Below are 18,185 nucleotides of genomic sequence, written 5' to 3' on the forward strand. Positions count from 1 at the left end.
GGGTGATAACAATTCGTTCGATAAACGAACACTCAGTCGATTATCGGATTGTTTGGCGATTTTCAGCGGCTTAATCTGCAGTGACTCCGGCGCTGAACCTCGCGCCTTTTTATCACTGGCGATTCATTACAAAAACGGGAGCCCGCTCCATGGCTGAGATCCTTTCGCTGCACGACGCGGTGAAGCAATTCGTCAACGACGGCGATACCGTCGCGCTCGAAGGCTTCACTCACCTGATCCCTACGGCAGCGGGTCATGAAATCATTCGGCAGGGCAAGAAAGACCTGACCCTGGTGCGGATGACGCCTGACCTGATCTACGACCAACTGATCGGTGCCGGTTGTGCCCGCAAGCTGATTTTCTCCTGGGGCGGCAACCCGGGCGTCGGTTCGCTGCACCGTCTGCGCGATGCGGTCGAGAAGCAATGGCCGCACGCTTTGGAAATCGAAGAACACAGCCACGCCGACCTGGCCAATGCCTATGTTGCCGGCGCTTCCGGCCTGCCGTTCGCCGTGTTGCGGGCTTACGCCGGTTCCGACCTGCCGAAGGTCAATCCGCTGATCAAATCGGTCACCTGCCCGTTCACCGGTGAAGTGCTGGCGGCGGTGCCGTCGGTGCGTCCCGATGTGACCGTGATCCACGCGCAGAAAGCCGACCGCCAGGGCAACGTGCTGCTGTGGGGCATTCTCGGTGTGCAGAAAGAAGCCGCACTGGCGGCCAAGCGCTGCATCGTCACCGTCGAGGAAATCGTCGACAACCTCAACGCCCCGATGAACGCCTGCGTGCTGCCGACCTGGGCCTTGAGCGCGGTCTGCCACGTACCCGGTGGCGCGCACCCGTCCTACGCCCACGGTTACACCGAACGCGACAACCGTTTCTATCAGGCGTGGGATCCGATCGCCCGCGACCGCGCGACGTTTACCGCGTGGATTAACGAATACATCCATGGCTGCGCTGACTTCAGCGAGTTCCAGGCCAAGTTGGCCGCTGCTTCGGAGGCCAAGTAATGACGTACACCACCAATGAAATGATGACCGTCGCCGCAGCCCGTCGCCTGAAAAACGGCTCGGTGTGCTTCGTCGGTATCGGCCTGCCGTCGAAAGCCGCGAACCTTGCGCGCCTGACCTCGTCGCCGGACGTGGTACTGATCTACGAGTCGGGCCCGATTGGCGCCAAGCCAAGCGTGTTGCCGCTGTCGATCGGTGACGGCGAGCTGGCGGAAACCGCCGACACCGTGGTCCCGACCGGTGAGATTTTTCGCTACTGGCTGCAGGGCGGGCGCATCGACGTCGGATTCCTGGGCGCGGCGCAGGTCGACCGTTTCGGCAACATCAACACCACCGTGGTCGGTGATTACCATGCGCCGAAAGTGCGTCTGCCGGGTGCCGGTGGCGCGCCGGAAATCGCCGGTTCGGCGAAAAGCGTGCTGATCATCCTCAAACAGTCGGCGCGTTCGTTCGTCGACAAGCTCGACTTCATTACCTCGGTCGGTCATGGCGAGGGCGGCGATTCGCGCAAGCGTCTGGGCCTGCCGGGTGCCGGCCCGGTCGGGATCATCACCGACCTGTGCATCATGGAGCCGGAAGCGGGCACTCATGAGTTCGTGGTCACCGCGTTGCACCCTGGTGTGACCCGCGAGCAAGTGGTCGCAGCCACCGGATGGGCGATTCGTTTTGCCGACCATGTCGCCATTACCGCCGAGCCGACCGACGTCGAACTGACTGCGCTGCGCGATCTCGAAGCACGCACCGCCGCCGCCCACGGCCAGGCACCGGGAGAAGCATGATGCGTGACGTGTATATCTGCGATGCGATTCGTACCCCCATCGGCCGTTTCGGCGGTGGTCTGGCCGGCGTGCGCGCCGACGATCTGGCCGCCGTGCCGATCAAGGCGCTGATGGAGCGCAATCCGTCGGTGGACTGGAACGCCATCGACGAAGTGTTCCTCGGTTGCGCCAACCAGGCCGGCGAAGACAACCGCAACGTCGCGCGCATGGCGCTGCTGCTGGCCGGCCTGCCGGAAACCGTGCCGGGCGTGACCCTCAACCGTCTCTGTGCATCGGGCATGGACGCGATCGGCACCGCGTTCCGCGCGATTGCCAGTGGCGAGATGGAACTGGCGATTGCCGGTGGCGTCGAGTCGATGTCCCGTGCGCCATTCGTGATGGGCAAGGCTGACGCGGCGTTTTCGCGCAACATGAAACTGGAAGACACCACCATCGGCTGGCGCTTTATCAACCCGTTGATGAAGGCCCAGTACGGTGTCGACGCGATGCCGCAGACCGCCGACAACGTGGCCGATGACTATAAAGTCTCGCGCGCCGATCAGGACGCTTTTGCTTTGCGCAGTCAGCAACGCACCGCCGCCGCGCAGGCTGCCGGCTACTTCGCCGAGGAAATCGTCGAAGTCCGCATCGCCCACAAGAAGGGCGAAACCGTGGTCAGCCAGGACGAACATCCGCGCGCTGAGACCACCATCGAAGCGCTGAGCAAATTGAAACCGGTCAACGGCCCGGACAAAACCGTCACTGCCGGCAACGCGTCCGGCGTCAACGACGGTGCTGCGGCGCTGATTCTCGCGTCGGCTGAAGCGGTGCAGAAACACGGCCTGACCGCCCGCGCCAAAGTGCTCGGCATGGCCAGTGCCGGCGTCGCGCCACGGGTGATGGGCATCGGCCCGGTGCCAGCGGTGCGCAAATTGACCGAACGTCTCGGCGTGGCAGTCAGCGATTTCGATGTGATCGAACTCAATGAAGCCTTCGCCAGCCAGGGCCTGGCGGTGCTGCGTGAGTTGGGCCTGGCCGACGATGCGGCGCAGGTCAACCCGAACGGTGGCGCGATTGCCCTCGGTCACCCGTTGGGCATGAGCGGTGCGCGCCTGGTGCTGACCGCGCTGCATCAACTTGAAAAGACCGGCGGCCAGAAAGGTCTGGCGACCATGTGCGTCGGTGTCGGCCAGGGTCTGGCCCTGGCCATCGAACGCGTCTGACGCAGCGCGTCGACTGATAAGAACAGAGGAAAGCGAAATGACTGACAAGCCTGGCTACCGTCGTCCGCAGGAAGGCACCCAGCCCGAGTACCTGCACCCGACGTATCAATCCACCAACCTGCGCTCGCCGTCCAAGCCATTGGTGTTTCTGCCGCATTCGTTGTCGGAGATCACCGGTCCGACCATCGGCGCCGAACGCGTCGCCGACAAGGACAACGACCTGACCGCCCAGCACGACGGCGAACCGTTGGGCGAGCGCATCATCATTCACGGCCGCGTGCTCGACGAAAACGGCTTGCCGGTGCCGGGGATTCTGGTGGAGATCTGGCAGGCCAACGCTGCCGGCCGCTACAACCACAAGCGCGATCTGCACGACGCGCCGCTGGACCCGAATTTTACCGGCACCGGCCGCACCGTGACCGATGCCGACGGCTGGTATCAGTTCCAGACCATCAAGCCCGGCGCCTATCCGTGGGGCAACCACCATAATGCATGGCGCCCGGCGCACATCCATTTCTCGCTGTTCGGGCCGAGCATCCTCACCCGTCTGGTGACGCAAATGTACTTCCCCGGCGATCCGCTGCTGGCCTACGACCCGATCTACAATTGCGTGCCGGACACTTCTGCCAAGGAACGTCTGATCGCCGCTTTCGATCTGGAAAAAACCATTCCGTCCTACGCCCTCGGTTACCGCTGGGACATCGTGTTGCGCGGCCGTGAAGCCACGCCGATGGAGAAATAAGATGACGCTGACTGCGACCACGTCCCACACCGTCGGGCCGTACTACCACATCGGCCTGACCTGGCTGAACCGCGAGAACCTCGCGGTTGAACAAACCCTCGGCGAGCGCGTGGCGATCACCGGGCAAGTGATTGATGGCAATGGCGATGTCGTCAATGACGCCATGCTCGAAGTCTGGCAGGCCAACGCCGCCGGCAAGTACGCGCACCCGGAAGACGAGCAGGACAAACCGCTGGACCCGAATTTCGAAGGGTTCGGTCGGGTGCCGGTGGACGCCGAGGGGCGTTTCCGTTTCACCACGATCAAACCGGGCACGGTCGAAGGCCTGAAGGGCTCGACCCAGGCGCCGCATCTGGTGGTGCTGGTGTTTGCCCGTGGCCTGGTGAAGCATTTGCTGACACGGATCTACTTTGAAGGCGAGCCGGCGAACGTTGCTGATCCGCTGCTGGAGTGTGTACCGGCCGAGCGTCGCGCGACGTTGCTGGCCAAGCCGGATGCGGCGGGGGTTTATCAGTGGAATGTGATTTTGCAGGGCACTGAGGCGGAGACGGTGTTCTTCGATTACTGATCGAAATCCCCTTCCAAGGGAGTGAGTTTGTGGTGAGGGGATTTATCCCCGACCGAGTGCGCAGCGCTCGCAAAACCGGTAAATGCACCAAGTCTGTTGCTTCGTGATTATCCGTTTTGGGGCTGCTTCGCAGCCCATCGGGGATAAATCCCCTCGCCACATAGTTCACTCCTGCAAGGGAACTGTGTTGGATGTATCTGTGGAACGGGACTGTTGCAAAGTGTGTCTAGACTCTCACCTGTCCCTTCAGAGTAAAAAGCAATGACAACTACCACCGCTGATTACACTGGCGAGGAGCGCAGCAAGCGCATCTTCGCGATTGTCGGTGCCTCGTCCGGCAACCTCGTCGAATGGTTCGACTTCTATGTCTATGCCTTCTGTGCGATCTATTTCGCCCCGGCGTTTTTCCCCTCCGACAATCCCACGGTGCAACTGGTCAACACGGCCGGGGTGTTCGCCGCCGGGTTCCTGATGCGCCCGATTGGGGGCTGGATTTTCGGTCGGCTGGCGGACAAGAAGGGCCGCAAGACTTCGATGATGATCTCGGTGCTGATGATGTGCTTCGGCTCGTTGCTCATCGCCTGTTTGCCGACCTATTCCAGCATCGGTGTCTGGGCGCCGCTGCTGTTGCTGTTTGCCCGTCTGCTGCAAGGTTTGTCGGTGGGCGGGGAGTACGGCACCACCGCGACCTACATGAGTGAAGTCGCGCTCAAGGGCCAGCGCGGCTTCTTCGCCTCGTTCCAGTACGTGACCCTGATCGGCGGGCAATTGCTGGCGGTGTCGCTGGTGGTGATCCTGCAGCAGTTCCTCAGCGAAGACGAACTGCGTGCCTACGGCTGGCGGATTCCGTTTGTGGTCGGTGCGGTGGCGGCGGTGATTTCGTTGTTCCTGCGTCGCTCCCTGAAAGAAACCAGCAGCAAGGAAATGCGCGAGAACGAGGACGCCGGCAGCATCCGCGCACTGTTTCGCGATCACAAAGCCGCGTTCATCACCGTGCTCGGTTACACCGCCGGTGGCTCGCTGATTTTCTACACCTTCACCACCTACATGCAGAAGTACCTGGTGAATACCGCCGGTATGCATGCCAAGACCGCCAGCTACATCATGACCGGCGCGCTGTTCCTGTATATGTGCATGCAGCCGCTGTTCGGCATGCTTGCTGACAAGATCGGTCGACGTAATTCGATGCTCTGGTTCGGCGCGCTCGGTACCCTGTTCACGGTGCCGATTCTGTTGAGCCTGAAAAGCGTCAGCAGCCCGATTCTGGCGTTTGTGCTGATCACCGTGGCGCTGGCGATCGTCAGTTTCTACACCTCGATCAGCGGCCTGGTGAAAGCCGAAATGTTCCCGCCGCAAGTGCGCGCCCTCGGCGTCGGCCTGGCCTACGCCGTGGCCAACGCGATTTTCGGCGGCTCGGCGGAATACGTCGCCCTGAGCCTGAAAGCCGGGGGCATGGAAAACGCGTTCTACTGGTACGTCACGGTGATGATGGCAGTGGCGTTTTTGTTCAGCCTGCGCTTGCCGAAACAGGCCGCGTATCTGCACCACGATCTTTAACCCGATGGGCGCGGGCCGCCACGGCCCGCGCCGGCAAGGATTTTTATGACTCAGCGACCGGGCAATCAATTGTTCGATGCCTACTTCACTGCCCGCGATATGCGTGAGGTGTTCTGCGATCAGGGCCGCGTGCAGGCGATGCTCGACTTCGAAGCTGCACTGGCGCGGGCCGAAGCACGGGTCGGGGTGATTCCGGCGTCCGCCGTTGCCCCGATTGGCACTGCCTGTAACGCCGGTCTGTATGACTTCGCAGCACTGGGTGAGGCCATCGCCACGGCAGGGAATTCGGCGATTCCGCTGGTCAAGGCGTTGGGCAAGCAGATCGCTGCCACCGACGCTGCAGCAGAACGCTATGTGCACCTGGGTGCCACCAGTCAGGACGTGATGGATTCGGGGCTGGTGCTGCAAGTGCGTCAGGCGCTGGAGTTGATCGAAAGCGATCTGGCGCAACTGGCGGATGCGCTCGCGACCCAGGCACAGCGTTACGCCACCACGCCACTGGCCGGCCGTACCTGGTTGCAACACGCGACACCGGTGACCCTCGGCATGAAGATCGCCGGCTGGCTCGGTGCGGTGACTCGCAGCCGCCAGCGTCTGCGTGAACTCAAGCCGCGCTTGCTGGTGCTGCAATTCGGCGGTGCGTCGGGGACGCTCGCGGCGCTCGGCGAGCAAGCGTTGCCCATTGCGCAAGCCCTGGCCGAAGAACTGCACCTGACGCTGCCCGAGCAACCGTGGCACACCCAGCGTGATCGCATCGTCGAGTTCGGTGCGGTACTCGGCTTGATCGCCGGCAGCCTTGGCAAGTTCGGCCGCGACATCAGTCTGTTGATGCAGACCGAAGCGGCGGAAGTGTTCGAGCCGTCGGCGCCGGGCAAGGGCGGTTCTTCAACCATGCCGCACAAGCGCAATCCGGTGGGCGCGGCGGTGTTGATCGGCGCGGCGACCCGGGTGCCGGGGCTAGTCTCGACGCTGTTCAGCGCCATGCCTCAGGAGCACGAGCGCAGCCTCGGTCTCTGGCATGCCGAATGGGAAACCTTGCCGGAGATCTGCTGCCTGGTGTCCGGCGCGTTGCAACAAGCGCAGTTGCTGGCCGCTGGCCTGGAAGTCGACGCCGCGCGCATGGCGCGCAACCTCGAATTGACCCAAGGGCTGGTGCTGGCCGAAGCGGTGAGCATCGTGCTCGCGCAACGGGTCGGTCGCGACACCGCGCACCACTTGCTCGAACAATGCTGCAAGCGGGCGGTGGCCGAACAACGGCATTTGCGTGCGGTATTGGGTGACGAACCCAAGGTGACTGCCGAGTTGAGCCACGCCGAACTCGATGATCTTTTGAATCCCGCCCATTACCTCGGCCAGGCGCAGGTCTGGGTCGAGCGTGCGGTGGCCGAACACAACGCTTTGACTGTCTGAAGGAGAGGGCTGTGGCTTTCGTTCAACTCGCCGATGGCGAACTGCACTATCAACTGGAGGGCCCGGCTGAGGCGCCGGTGCTGGTGCTGTCCAACTCACTGGGCACCGACCTGCACATGTGGGACGCGCAGATGCCGGCGTTCACCGAACACTTTCGCGTGCTGCGTTTCGATACGCGTGGCCACGGCCAGTCGCTGTTGACAGCGGGGCCTTACAGCATCGAACAACTGGGCCGCGACGTGCTGGGTCTGCTCGATGCATTGCACATCGAGCGTGCGCATTTCTGCGGGCTGTCGATGGGTGGTTTGATCGGCCAGTGGCTGGGGATCAACGCCGGGCATCGTCTGCACAAATTGATCGTGTGCAACACCGCGGCGAAGATCGGCGACCCGTCGGTGTGGAACCCGCGCATCGAAACTGTGCTGCGTGATGGCCCGGCAGCGATGGTCGCCCTGCGTGATGCGTCGATTGCGCGCTGGTTCACCCCGGACTTTTCGGCGGCCGATCCGGCCGCGGCGAAGAAAATCACCGACATGCTCGCGGCCACCTCGCCTGAAGGTTACGCAGCCAACTGCGCGGCGGTGCGCGATGCCGACTTCCGTGAACAGTTGGCCTCGATCAACCTGTCGCTGCTGGTGATTGCCGGCACCGAAGATGCGGTGACACCGCCGTCCGGCGGGCATTTCATTCAGGCACATGTGCGCGGCGCCGAGTACGCCGAGTTCTATGCGGCGCATTTGTCCAACGTGCAGGCCGGTGCGGATTTCAGTGATCGCGTGCTGGCGTTTTTGCAGGCTCAGTGAGGAAGTGTTTGTGGACGAGAAACAACGTTACGACGAGGGCATGCAGGTTCGCCGTGCGGTGCTGGGCGATGCGCATGTCGATCGCAGCCTCACCACCCTGACCGAGTTCAACTCGGAGTTTCAGGAAATGATCACCCGCCACGCCTGGGGCGATATCTGGACACGTCCGGGGTTGCCGCGACATACCCGCAGCCTGATCACCATCGCCATGCTGATCGGCATGAACCGCGAGGGCGAACTGAAACTGCACCTGCGGGCGGCGGCCAATAACGGCGTGAGCCGTAGCGAGATCAAGGAAGTGATCATGCAGAGTGCGATTTATTGCGGGATTCCGGCGGCCAATGCGACGTTCCATCTGGCCGAATCGGTTTGGGATGAGCTAGGCGTCGAATCCCGGGAATAACGGCGCCATCGCTGGCAAGCCGGCTCTCACAGGTTTTCGGGTGTACACAAAAATGGTGTTCACTGAACATCGCTGTCGGAGCTGGCTTGCCAGCGATAGCGGTAGGTGCCTTGATGAATTAAACCCTGGCCACAATGAAAATCCGCTTGAACGGAAACAGCGTATTGCCGTTTTTCTCCTGCGGATAATGCGCATGCACGCGCATCATGAAGTGGTAGATAAACCGCGCCTGTTCTTCTGAGTTCAGCGCCTGCATCACCGACCGCAGCGCCGACACCTTTACCCAGTCATAAATCGGCGACTTGCCGTCCACCACCTGCAGTTGTTCGGTTTCCCAGATATCCAGCGACGTGGTCAGTGGCGCCAGCAAGCGGTAGTAATCTTCCAGCGACAGCAACGGTCGCGCGGCCATGCGCTGGCGCAATTGCGCAGTGCCCAAGGGCGTGTGGCCTGGGCCGGAGTCCTCAAGCGTGTCGAGCATCAGGCGATACCACAACGCATCGCGCCAGTCCGGCATATGCGCCGCCAGACAGCCGCCGGGGCTGAGATGGCCCAGCAAACGGGGCAGCAACTGTTCGTGGTCACCGATGAAGTGCAACACCGCCGCCGCGAGCAGCAGGTCGGCCGGTTGTTCAGGTTGCCAGTCGAGCAGGTCGCATTGTTTCCACAGTGCGCTGATTGGCAGGCAACGCGCCTCTTCGAGCATCTGTGCGGAACTGTCGACGCCATGCAACTGCGCACGTGGCCAGCGTTCGGCCAGCAGTTGCGTGGCAATGCCGGTGCCGCAACCGAGGTCGTAAATGCATTTGGGGTCGTCCAGTTCGACACGGTCGAGCAATTCGTTGACCGGGCGTTGCCGGTGGCGGGAAAACTGCTGGTACGCCTTGGCGTCCCAGTCGGGCACGGTGTAGAAACGGGTGATCATGAGGTGGTCCTCCGATGATCAGCAGTGTCTTCCGATGACAATCTGGCCAAATCTTGAGGACCAACAACTATGGGTAGCGGAAGCGGGGTGAGTGTGGCGCCTGAGTCCTTCAGGTTTTTCTTACTTTATCCGAGGCCTCGCGATGTGCCACAGATCCTGACGGATGGCACCGACCCTGTAGGAGTGAGCCTGCTCGCAAGGGCGGTAGATCAGTCACCAACAGTGTTGGCTGGTATGCCGCCTTCGCGCGCAGGTTCACTCCTGCAAGGGGTTAGAGCAGGCTGATCGGATAGCTGACGATCAGGCGATTCTCGTCGAACTCGTTGTTGCTGAAGTCGCGGCGCATGGTCGAGTTGCGCCACCGCACGTTCAGGTCCTTGAGCGTGCCGCTTTGCACGGTGTAACCGAGTTCCGATTCGCGACCCCATTCCTTGCCGTCGGTGATGGTTCCGGTGTGTACGTTGTCGCCGCTGATATAGCGGTTCATCAGCGTCAGGCCGGGAATGCCCATGGCGGCGAAGTTGTAGTCATGGCGCAATTGCCAGGAGCGTTCTTGCGCGTTGTCGTAGCTGGCGTTGTAGCTGTCGTTGGCCAGGGTGCCGCCACTGGTACCGTTGACGCGCATCCAGGCGCTGTCGCCGGTGAGTTTCTGCAGGCCGAGGTAAAAGGTGTTGCCGCCGTAGCGGGCCGAGAACATTCCGGACCAGGTTTTGTTATCGAGGTCACCGGCGCGGGCGCTGCCGTCATCCTTGCCATAGAAGAACCCGAGGTTGGCACCCAGCGTCCAGTCGCCGAGTGGCTGGCTGTGAATCAGGTTGACGTATTGCTGGCTGTAGATGTCCTTGAGCTCGGCGTTCCACAGGCCGATCTGCGTGCGTTTGTCGTTGAAAACGTATTCACCACCCTGGAAGTTGAAGCGATCGGAGGTGAACGCCGCTTTGCCGGTCATCGACATGTCGCTCATGCTGCTGTCGTCGCGCGGACTGTTGGCGCGGAACTGTCCGCCGTAGAGGGTCAAGCCGTCGATTTCCTTCGAGGTGATCTGCCCGCCACGGAAGGTTTGCGGCAGCGAACGACCGTCGTCGGAGCGCAGGATCGGCAGCACCGGCATCCATTCGCCGACCTTGATTTCGGTCTGCGACAGCTTGGCCTTGAACGCGACGTTGGTGCGACCGAAGTTGTCAGCCGGACGGCCGTCGTGATCCAGCGGCAGCAGTTGCGTGCCGCCGGTGCCTTTACCGCCATCGAGCTTCACCGAGTACAAACCGAGTACGTCCATGCCGAAGCCGACGGTGCCTTGGGTGAAGCCGGATTTGGCGTCGAGGATGAAGCTCTGCGTCCATTCTTCAGCCTTGCCCTGGGCCTTGGTCGGGTTGGTGAAGTTGCGGTTGATGTAGAAGTTGCGCAGGTTGAGGTTGACCTTTGCCCCTTCGATGAAACCGGCTTCTTCGGCCGCTACGGGCAGGGCCGCGCCAGCCAGTGTCAGGGCGATCAGGCCGGGAATTGCATACGGCGCAATGGGATGGGTCATCGCAGGGTCTCTTGTTATTTTTTGGGGTCGAACGAAATCCGTTGCCGCCGTTCTCGGGGCAGTTACGAAGTTGCACTTTTGGGGATGAAGCGGCGAGCGATCAGCCGGACGGAGCAGGGCGCGGGAGCATGGTATCGAACCTGTTGTTATTGGTTTTGTGGAGCGAATGGTGCGGGGCGCGAAGGGCGAGTTTCAATCGGGGAAAGCGGGTTTTGGGCGATTATCGAACGCAAGATTCTGTCGGGTTTTGTGGGGGGGATCAGGCCCCATCGCTGGCAAGCCAGCTCCCACAGATTTATCTGGGGGTCTGCAAATGTGTGTTCACTGAAGATCCTTGTGGGAGCTGGCTTGCCAGCGATGGGGCCGGGTCGGATACCACAGCGTTTTGACAGGCAACAAAAAGCCCACCAATCGGTGGGCTTCCTGTTTTCACCTGAAGATGATCAGAACAGCTTCATCTTCGGTGCTTCTTCTTTCAGTGCTTCGTTCTGCGCGGTCTGCGCATTCCAGCCGCCGCCCAAGGCCTTGTATAGGTTGACCGCACTGGTCAGCTGCGCGAGGCGGTCGGTGATCAGTGACTGTTGCGCACTGAACAGCTGACGCTGGGCATCGAGGAAGGTCAGGTTGCTGTCGACACCGATGCGGTAACGACGCTCGGCCAAGCGGTAGTAATCCTGGTTGGCCGCGACGAAGTCACGCTGCGCCTGCAACTGCTCGGTGTAGGTCTGGCGGGCCGCCAGGCCGTCGGCGACTTCCTGGAAGGCGGTCTGAATCGACTTCTCGTAGTTCGCCACGCCAATGTCCTTCTGGATCTTGGCGTAATCGAGGCTGGCGCGCAGGCTGCCGGCGTTGAAGATCGGCAGGTTGATCTGCGGCTGGAACAGCCACGTCCCCGAACCACCCTTGAACAGACCGGACAGGTCCGGGCTCAGGCTGCCCGCATTGGCGGTCAGGCTGATGCTCGGGAAGAACGCGGCACGGGCCGCGCCGATGTTGGCGTTGGCCGCCTTCAGGTTGTACTCGGCTTGCAGGATGTCCGGACGACGTTGCAGCAAGTCCGATGGCAGACCGGCCGGTACGTCGCTGAGCAGGTCATCCGACAGCGGCTTCGCTCCTTGCAGGTTGGCCGGGATACCGGTGCCGAGCAGCAGGGTCAGGCTGTTTTCGTCCTGCGCGACCTGGCGGGTATAACGCGCCAGTTGGGCCCGGGCGTTTTCCACGGAAGTCCGCGACTGCGCCAGGTCGAGTGCCGAAGCCACGCCGACTTCGTTGCTGCGGCTGGTCAGCTTGTAGCTTTCCTCGAAGGCACCAAGGGTGTCCTGCGTGAGCTTGAGCAGTTCCTTGTCCGCTTGCCAGGTCAGGTAGGCGTTGGCCACGCTGGCCACCAGACTGATCTGGGTACTGCGCCGTGCTTCTTCGGTGGCGAAGTATTGTTGCAACGCTTGTTCGCTCAGGCTGCGAACGCGACCGAACAAGTCGAGTTCGTAGGCACTGATGCCGACGGTAGCGGAGTAGGAGCTGCTGATCGACGCTTCACCGGTCTGCGAGGCACGGGCCGGAACCCGCTGACGGCTGCCGTTGGCATTGGCCGACACCGCCGGAAACAGATCGGCACGCTGGATGCGGTATTGAGCCGCATAGGCGTCGATGTTCAGCGCCGCGACACGCAGGTCGCGGTTGTTTTCCAGGGCGACCTGGATCAGCTGTTGCAGGGCCGGGTCATGGAAAAACTGCTTCCAGCCTTGCTCGGCAGCCGCTTGCGCCGGAGCCTGGGCCGGCGAGTACGCCGGGCCCTGCGGGTACTGGCCCGCAACCGGTGCTTCAGGCTGCTGATAATCGGGGATCAGCGAGCAACCGCTCAGCACGAAGGCGGCGACTGCGATGGAGAGTAGCGACTTGCTCATTGGCCAGCCTCTTTAGGGGTTTCAGTCGTCTCGTCCTGGTCGGCGATTTTGCGCTGGCCGAGGGACGAAACCGTGACAAAGAACAGTGGGACCCAGAAGATCGCCAGGATCGTGGCGGTGATCATACCGCCGATTACCACAGTACCGATGGCATGCTGGCTACCCGAGCCGGCCCCGGTGGAGATGGCCAGTGGCACGACGCCCAGAATGAACGCCAGGGACGTCATGATGATCGGGCGAAGACGCATGCGGCACGCTTCGACTGCGGAATCGATCAGGCTGTTGCCCTGCTCGTGCAGCTCCTTGGCGAACTCGACGATCAGAATAGCGTTTTTCGCCGCCAGACCAATGGTGGTCAACAGACCCACCAAGAAGTACACGTCGTTGGACAGGCCGCGCAGGCTGGTGGCGAGCAATGCCCCGATAATCCCCAACGGCACTACGAGCACAACGGCGATCGGGATCGACCAGCTCTCGTACAGCGCCGCCAGACACAGGAATACCATCAGCAACGACAGCGCAAACAGCGCCGGAGCCTGGGAGCCTGCCAGACGCTCCTCATAGGACAGTCCGGTCCAGGAAATACCGACACCTTTAGGCAGCTTGGCAGCGATTGCCTCGACTTCAGCCATCGCTTCACCGGTGGAGTAGCCCGGTGCCGGGGCCCCGAGGATTTCCATCGCTTCCACGCCGTTGTAACGCGACAGCTTCGGCGACCCGTAGATCCACTCGCCCTTGGCAAACGCCGAGAACGGAACCATGGTGCCGGAGGCATTGCGCACGTACCACTTCTTCAGGTCTTCCGGGCTCATCCGCGAATCCGGCTGGCCCTGGACATACACCTTCTTCACGCGACCGCGGTCGATGAAGTCGTTGACGTAGCTACTGCCCAGCGCAATCGACAGGGTGTTGTTGATGTCGCTGATGGTGATACCCAGTGCACTGGCCTTCTCGTCATCGATTTCGAGCTGGAACTGCGGCTCGTCGTTCAGACCGTTTGGACGCACCTGCGACAGCACTTTGCTTTGCGCTGCCATGCCGAGGAACTGGTTGCGAGCAGCCATCAGTTGATCATGGCCGATACCGGCACGGTCCTGCAGGAACACGTCGAATCCGGTGGCGTTACCCAGTTCCAGTACCGCAGGCGGGGCGAAGGCAAACACCATTGCATCGCGGAAACTGAAGAAGTGCTGCTGGGCGCGGGCGGCGAGTTTGAACACGCTGTTGTCGGCGTTCCGCTCGTGCCACGGCTTGAGCATGATGAACGCCATACCCGAACTCTGACCACGGCCGGCGAAGTTGAAGCCGGTGACGGTGAACACCGACGAGACCGCGTCACCTTCGCCGCCATCCTTGCTCGGACGCAGCAGGAATTCACGCATTTCATCCACGACCACCTGCGTGCGCTGGGCACTGGAACCGGCCGGTGTCTGCACCTGGGCAAACAGTACGCCTTGGTCTTCTTCCGGCAGGAAGGAGGACGGTATGCGCAGGAACAGCCAGATCATACCTACGAAGATGATCACGTAAGCCAGCAGGTACGGGGCCTTGTGACGCAGGATATTGCCCACGCCTCGTTCGTAGCTTTTGACGCTGCGGTCGAATCCACGGTTGAACCAGCCGAAGAAGCCTTTTTTCGGTATGCCGTGCTCGCCATGGGGAATCGGCTTGAGCATGGTGGCGCACAGCGCAGGGGTAAAGATCAGGGCAACCAGTACCGACAACGCCATGGCCGAAACGATGGTGATGGAGAACTGCTTGTAGATCACCCCGGTTGAGCCGCCGAAGAACGCCATCGGCAGCAGTACCGCCGACAGCACCAGGGCGATACCGACCAGGGCTCCCTGGATCTGGCCCATGGATTTTTTGGTCGCTTCCTTCGGTGACAGGCCTTCCTCGCTCATCACCCGTTCGACGTTTTCCACCACGACGATGGCGTCGTCCACCAGCAAGCCGATGGCCAGCACCATGCCGAACATGGTCAGGGTGTTGATGCTGAAACCGGCGGCGGCGAGGATGCCGAACGTACCGAGCAGTACCACCGGCACGGTCATCGTGGTGATGACCGTGGCGCGGAAGTTTTGCAGGAACAGGAACATCACCAGGAACACCAGCACGATCGCTTCGACCAGGGTTTCAACCACACCCTTGATCGACTCGGTCACCACTGGCGTGGTGTCGTACGGGAACACCACTTCCATGCCTGGCGGGAAGAACGGCTTCAGGCTGTCGATGGTATTACGCAGGGCTTTGGCGGTGTCGAGGGCGTTGGCGCCGTTGGCCAGTTTGACTGCCAGGCCGGAAGCCGGGCTGCCGTTGAACTGGGCGCTGATCGCGTAGTTCTCACCACCGAGGCCGACGTCGGCGACGTCTTTGAGGCGAACCTGCGAGCCGTCCTTGTTGACCTTGAGCAGAATCTCTTTGAACTGCTCGGCGGTTTGCAGACGGGTTTTGCCGATGATCGTCGCGTTCAGTTGCTGACCCTGCACCGCAGGCAAGCCGCCGAGCTGGCCGGACGAGACCTGGACGTTCTGCGCCGCGATGGCAGTCTTCACGTCGATCGGGGTCAGGTTGAAGTTGTTCAACTTGGCCGGGTCGAGCCAGATGCGCATCGCGTACTGGGCACCGAAGACCTGGAAGTCACCGACACCGGCGGTTCGCGAGATCGGGTCCTGCATGTTCGACACGATGTAGTTGGACAAGTCGTCCTTGGTCATGCTGCCGTCACGCGACACCACGCCGATCACCAGGAGGAAGTTTTTCACTGCCTTGGTGACGCGGATACCTTGTTGCTGCACTTCCTGCGGCAGCAGCGGGGTGGCCAGGTTCAGCTTGTTCTGAACCTGAACCTGCGCGGTGTCGGAGTTGGTGCCTTGCTCGAAGGTCGCGGTGATGGTCATGCTGCCGTCGGAGTTACTTTCCGAGGACACATAACGCAGGTTGTCGATACCGTTGAGCTGCTGCTCGATCACCTGGACCACGGTGTCCTGCACGGTTTGCGCCGAAGCGCCCGGGTAGGTCACGGAGATCGCGATGGCCGGAGGCGCAATGCTCGGGTACTGGTTGATCGGCAGTTTCAGGATCGAGAGTGCCCCGACCAGCATGATCACCAGGGCAATTACCCAGGCGAAAATCGGACGGTCGATAAAAAATTTCGACATGAGTTACTCCCCTTTGCCGCCAGCGGCTTTGTCAGCTGCCTGAGCGGGGGCCGGGTTTTTGGTGCCGACGTTGGTCGCTTCGGTCGGTTTGACCTCGACGCCCGGTTTGACGAATTGCAGCCCTTCGGTGATGAGGCGATCGCCGGCCTTCAAACCGTCTTCGATCAGCCACTGGCTGCCGACAGTGCGGCTGGCCTTCAACTGACGCAACTCGACTTTGTTGTCCGGGCCGACGACCAGTGCGGTCGGCGTGCCTTTGAGGTCACGGGTCACGCCTTGCTGCGGAGCGAGGATAGCTGCGCTGTTCACACCTGCCTGCAATTGGGCGTGGACGAACATGCCTGGCAACAGGGTGTGATCCGGGTTCGGGAACACGGCGCGCAGGGTCACCGAACCGGTGGTCTGGTCGACCGACACTTCGGAGAATTCCAGCTTACCGTCGAGCTTGTATTGGCTGCCGTCTTCCAGGGTCAGTTTGACGGCGGCGGCGTTGTCGCCAGCTTTTTGCAGACGACCGCTTTCCAGTTCGCGGCGCAGTTCCAGCAGCTCCACCGAGGACTGGGTGACGTCAACGTAGATCGGGTCCAATTGCTGGATCACGGCCATGGCGTCGGTTTGACCATTGCTCACCAAGGCACCTTCGGTGACCGAAGAGCGGCCGATACGCCCGGAGATCGGCGCGTACACCTTGGTGTAACGCACGTTGATCTGTGCGCTCTGCAACGCCGCTTCCGATTCCATACGGTTGGACACGGCGGTGTCGTATTCCTGACGGCTCACGGCCTGCTCATCGACCAGTTGCTTGTAGCGGTCGGAGATCGACTTGGTCGAACGCAGGCTGGCTTCGGCGCTTTTCAGGGTCGCTTCATAGACCGCCGGGTCAATCTGATACAGCTGCTGGCCGGCTTTGACGTCGCCGCCTTCCTTGAACAGACGCTTGAGGATGATGCCGTTGACCTGCGGTCGAACTTCAGCGATGCGGTACGCACTGGTGCGCCCCGGCAGTTCGGACGTGAGGGTGAACGCTTGTGGTTGCAGGGTGACGACGCCGACCTGAGGAGGCGGAGCGGCTGGAGCCGCTTCTTCCTTTTTACATCCGCTGAGCAGCGATGCCAGGGCGACGGCAGTGACCAGAGCGGTAACAGCTGGCTTGAATTGCATGAAGATCCTCGGGTCAGGCGCGCGAAAAACGCACAAGAAGTGTGGAAGGGTAAAAAACGGCTTCCGGGTGGATAAGTAGCTTGCTAAGGAATATACTTACGTTCATGGTTGTTTGTAAACACCTTGGCGTTGTACCCACCCTGTTACAAAACGCGTCGCAAGGTTTGAAATTGTAGGCCGGGGAGCCGATTCACGAGAGATCGCCCCCTCTTTATTCAGCGGATATTCAGCCATCCCTGAAACATCCTGTTTGAGGTTTTACTGCCATGGTCCGTCGTACCAAAGAGGAAGCTCAAGAAACCCGTAGCCAGATTCTGGAAGCGGCGGAGAAAGCTTTTTATGAAAGGGGCGTTGCGCGCACCACCCTGGCGGATATCGCGGCGTTGGCCGGCGTCACGCGCGGTGCTATTTATTGGCATTTCAGTAACAAGGCCGATCTGGTACAGGCCATGCTCGACTCCTTGCGGGAGCCGCTGGATGAGCTGGCTCGGGCCAGTGAAAGTGAGGATGAGCTGGATCCGCTGGGCTGCATGCGCCAATTGCTGATTCATTTGTTTCATCAAGTTGCGCTGGACCCGAAAACCCGGCGTATCAACGAAATTCTGTTTCATAAGTGCGAGTTCACCGATGAAATGTGCGATCTGCGTCAGCAGCGCCGGGAAGTCAGTCTCGATTGCAATGAGCGCATCGCGCTGACCTTGCGTAATGCGGTCAATCGCGGCCAGTTGCCGGAAGATCTCGACACCGCCCGTGCGGCCATCAGTATTCATGGCTATATTGATGGCCTCCTGTATGGATGGCTTCTGGCGCCGGACAGCTTTGAGCTGCATGCCGAGGCCGAGCGTTGGGTCGATACAGGGTTGGATATGCTGCGCCTGAGCCCCAGCCTGCGCAAATGAAACAAAATGCGTAATTGGCACAGCTTATGTCAATTGGCCGGCTTTTATATACGTTCGCGGCAGGGAGTTTATACGTAGCGAGCTACGCATTTTGTAGGGAATTTGTGTCTTCTGTGTGAACAAGTGTTGGCTG

General features: G+C 61.2%; 15 protein-coding genes. 10 read left to right on the forward strand and 5 right to left on the reverse strand.

What is annotated here, in order from left to right; translation table 11 throughout:
* Positions 1-149: 149 nt before the first annotated feature.
* The 9 genes from HV782_RS07380 to pcaC all read left to right on the forward strand — a co-directional run bounded on the left by HV782_RS07380 (position 150) and on the right by pcaC (position 8,471).
* A complete protein-coding gene (locus tag HV782_RS07380; RefSeq protein ID WP_123465321.1) occupies positions 150-1,007 on the forward strand; it encodes a CoA transferase subunit A in 858 nt (285 codons plus the stop codon).
* Complete coding sequence (locus tag HV782_RS07385) at positions 1,007-1,786, forward strand: CoA-transferase subunit beta (protein ID WP_128616245.1); 780 nt, start codon at positions 1,007-1,009, stop codon at positions 1,784-1,786. Before HV782_RS07380 ends, HV782_RS07385 begins: the two co-directional genes overlap by 1 nt.
* The gene (gene pcaF, locus HV782_RS07390) at positions 1,783-2,988 is read left to right on the forward strand and encodes a 3-oxoadipyl-CoA thiolase (RefSeq protein WP_186744506.1); all 1,206 of its coding nucleotides are present in this window, start codon (positions 1,783-1,785) and stop codon (positions 2,986-2,988) included. Before HV782_RS07385 ends, pcaF begins: the two co-directional genes overlap by 4 nt.
* A 37-nt stretch (positions 2,989-3,025) precedes the next feature.
* The gene (gene pcaH, locus HV782_RS07395; protein ID WP_123465327.1) at positions 3,026-3,730 is read left to right on the forward strand and encodes a protocatechuate 3,4-dioxygenase subunit beta; all 705 of its coding nucleotides are present in this window, start codon (positions 3,026-3,028) and stop codon (positions 3,728-3,730) included.
* A gap of 1 nt (position 3,731) precedes the next feature.
* A complete protein-coding gene (pcaG, locus tag HV782_RS07400; RefSeq protein ID WP_186744508.1) occupies positions 3,732-4,298 on the forward strand; it encodes a protocatechuate 3,4-dioxygenase subunit alpha in 567 nt (188 codons plus the stop codon).
* A 261-nt stretch (positions 4,299-4,559) separates the two neighbouring features.
* Entirely contained in the window at positions 4,560-5,855 is a 1,296-nt protein-coding gene (locus HV782_RS07405; protein WP_123465331.1) for an MFS family transporter, read from the forward strand.
* A gap of 45 nt (positions 5,856-5,900) precedes the next feature.
* The gene (locus tag HV782_RS07410) at positions 5,901-7,265 is read left to right on the forward strand and encodes a 3-carboxy-cis,cis-muconate cycloisomerase (protein ID WP_186744509.1); all 1,365 of its coding nucleotides are present in this window, start codon (positions 5,901-5,903) and stop codon (positions 7,263-7,265) included.
* 11 nt (positions 7,266-7,276) lie between these two features.
* A complete protein-coding gene (pcaD, locus tag HV782_RS07415) occupies positions 7,277-8,068 on the forward strand; it encodes a 3-oxoadipate enol-lactonase (protein ID WP_186744510.1) in 792 nt (263 codons plus the stop codon).
* 10 nt (positions 8,069-8,078) lie between these two features.
* Positions 8,079-8,471 (forward strand): 4-carboxymuconolactone decarboxylase, encoded by a 393-nt coding sequence (gene pcaC / locus HV782_RS07420; RefSeq protein ID WP_095113833.1) that lies wholly within the window; start codon positions 8,079-8,081, stop codon positions 8,469-8,471.
* Positions 8,472-8,589: 118 nt separating this feature from the next.
* Here the strand turns inward: pcaC and HV782_RS07425 are convergent, their stop codons facing one another.
* The 5 genes from HV782_RS07425 to emhA all read right to left on the reverse strand — a co-directional run bounded on the left by HV782_RS07425 (position 8,590) and on the right by emhA (position 17,153).
* The gene (locus HV782_RS07425) at positions 8,590-9,396 is read right to left on the reverse strand and encodes a methyltransferase domain-containing protein (RefSeq protein WP_186744511.1); all 807 of its coding nucleotides are present in this window, start codon (positions 9,394-9,396) and stop codon (positions 8,590-8,592) included.
* A gap of 271 nt (positions 9,397-9,667) precedes the next feature.
* Complete coding sequence (locus HV782_RS07430; RefSeq protein ID WP_123465339.1) at positions 9,668-10,927, reverse strand: OprD family porin; 1,260 nt, start codon at positions 10,925-10,927, stop codon at positions 9,668-9,670.
* 443 nt (positions 10,928-11,370) lie between these two features.
* Positions 11,371-12,831 carry an efflux RND transporter outer membrane subunit EmhC gene (gene emhC, locus HV782_RS07435; protein ID WP_123465341.1) on the reverse strand — a complete coding sequence of 487 codons (1,461 nt, stop codon included), beginning with the start codon at positions 12,829-12,831 and terminating at the stop codon, positions 11,371-11,373.
* Positions 12,828-15,992: an efflux RND transporter permease subunit EmhB gene (gene emhB, locus HV782_RS07440; RefSeq protein WP_123465343.1), complete on the reverse strand. Its 3,165-nt coding sequence runs from the start codon at positions 15,990-15,992 to the stop codon at positions 12,828-12,830. Before emhB ends, emhC begins: the two co-directional genes overlap by 4 nt.
* Positions 15,993-15,995: 3 nt before the next feature.
* Positions 15,996-17,153 (reverse strand): efflux RND transporter periplasmic adaptor subunit EmhA, encoded by a 1,158-nt coding sequence (gene emhA, locus HV782_RS07445; RefSeq protein WP_123465345.1) that lies wholly within the window; start codon positions 17,151-17,153, stop codon positions 15,996-15,998.
* A gap of 266 nt (positions 17,154-17,419) precedes the next feature.
* On the opposite strand from emhA, the gene emhR reads away from it, so the two are divergent.
* On the forward strand, positions 17,420-18,052 hold the full coding sequence (emhR, locus tag HV782_RS07450; protein ID WP_123465348.1) for an efflux system transcriptional repressor EmhR: 633 nt from the start codon (positions 17,420-17,422) through the stop codon (positions 18,050-18,052).
* The last annotated feature ends 133 nt before the right edge of the window (positions 18,053-18,185 follow it).

The organism is Pseudomonas monsensis (genome assembly GCF_014268495.2).
GTDB lineage: Bacteria > Pseudomonadota > Gammaproteobacteria > Pseudomonadales > Pseudomonadaceae > Aquipseudomonas > Aquipseudomonas monsensis.

Coding starts and splice junctions, on each gene's coding strand:
- HV782_RS07380 (WP_123465321.1), top strand. CDS start 150: ATGGCTGAGATCCTTTCGCTGCACGACGCGGTGAAGCAATTCGTCAAC.
- HV782_RS07385 (WP_128616245.1), top strand. CDS start 1,007: ATGACGTACACCACCAATGAAATGATGACCGTCGCCGCAGCCCGTCGC.
- pcaF (WP_186744506.1), top strand. CDS start 1,783: ATGATGCGTGACGTGTATATCTGCGATGCGATTCGTACCCCCATCGGC.
- pcaH (WP_123465327.1), top strand. CDS start 3,026: ATGACTGACAAGCCTGGCTACCGTCGTCCGCAGGAAGGCACCCAGCCC.
- pcaG (WP_186744508.1), top strand. CDS start 3,732: ATGACGCTGACTGCGACCACGTCCCACACCGTCGGGCCGTACTACCAC.
- HV782_RS07405 (WP_123465331.1), top strand. CDS start 4,560: ATGACAACTACCACCGCTGATTACACTGGCGAGGAGCGCAGCAAGCGC.
- HV782_RS07410 (WP_186744509.1), top strand. CDS start 5,901: ATGACTCAGCGACCGGGCAATCAATTGTTCGATGCCTACTTCACTGCC.
- HV782_RS07425 (WP_186744511.1), bottom strand. CDS start 9,396: ATGATCACCCGTTTCTACACCGTGCCCGACTGGGACGCCAAGGCGTAC.
- HV782_RS07430 (WP_123465339.1), bottom strand. CDS start 10,927: ATGACCCATCCCATTGCGCCGTATGCAATTCCCGGCCTGATCGCCCTG.
- emhC (WP_123465341.1), bottom strand. CDS start 12,831: ATGAGCAAGTCGCTACTCTCCATCGCAGTCGCCGCCTTCGTGCTGAGC.
- emhB (WP_123465343.1), bottom strand. CDS start 15,992: ATGTCGAAATTTTTTATCGACCGTCCGATTTTCGCCTGGGTAATTGCC.
- emhA (WP_123465345.1), bottom strand. CDS start 17,153: ATGCAATTCAAGCCAGCTGTTACCGCTCTGGTCACTGCCGTCGCCCTG.
- emhR (WP_123465348.1), top strand. CDS start 17,420: ATGGTCCGTCGTACCAAAGAGGAAGCTCAAGAAACCCGTAGCCAGATT.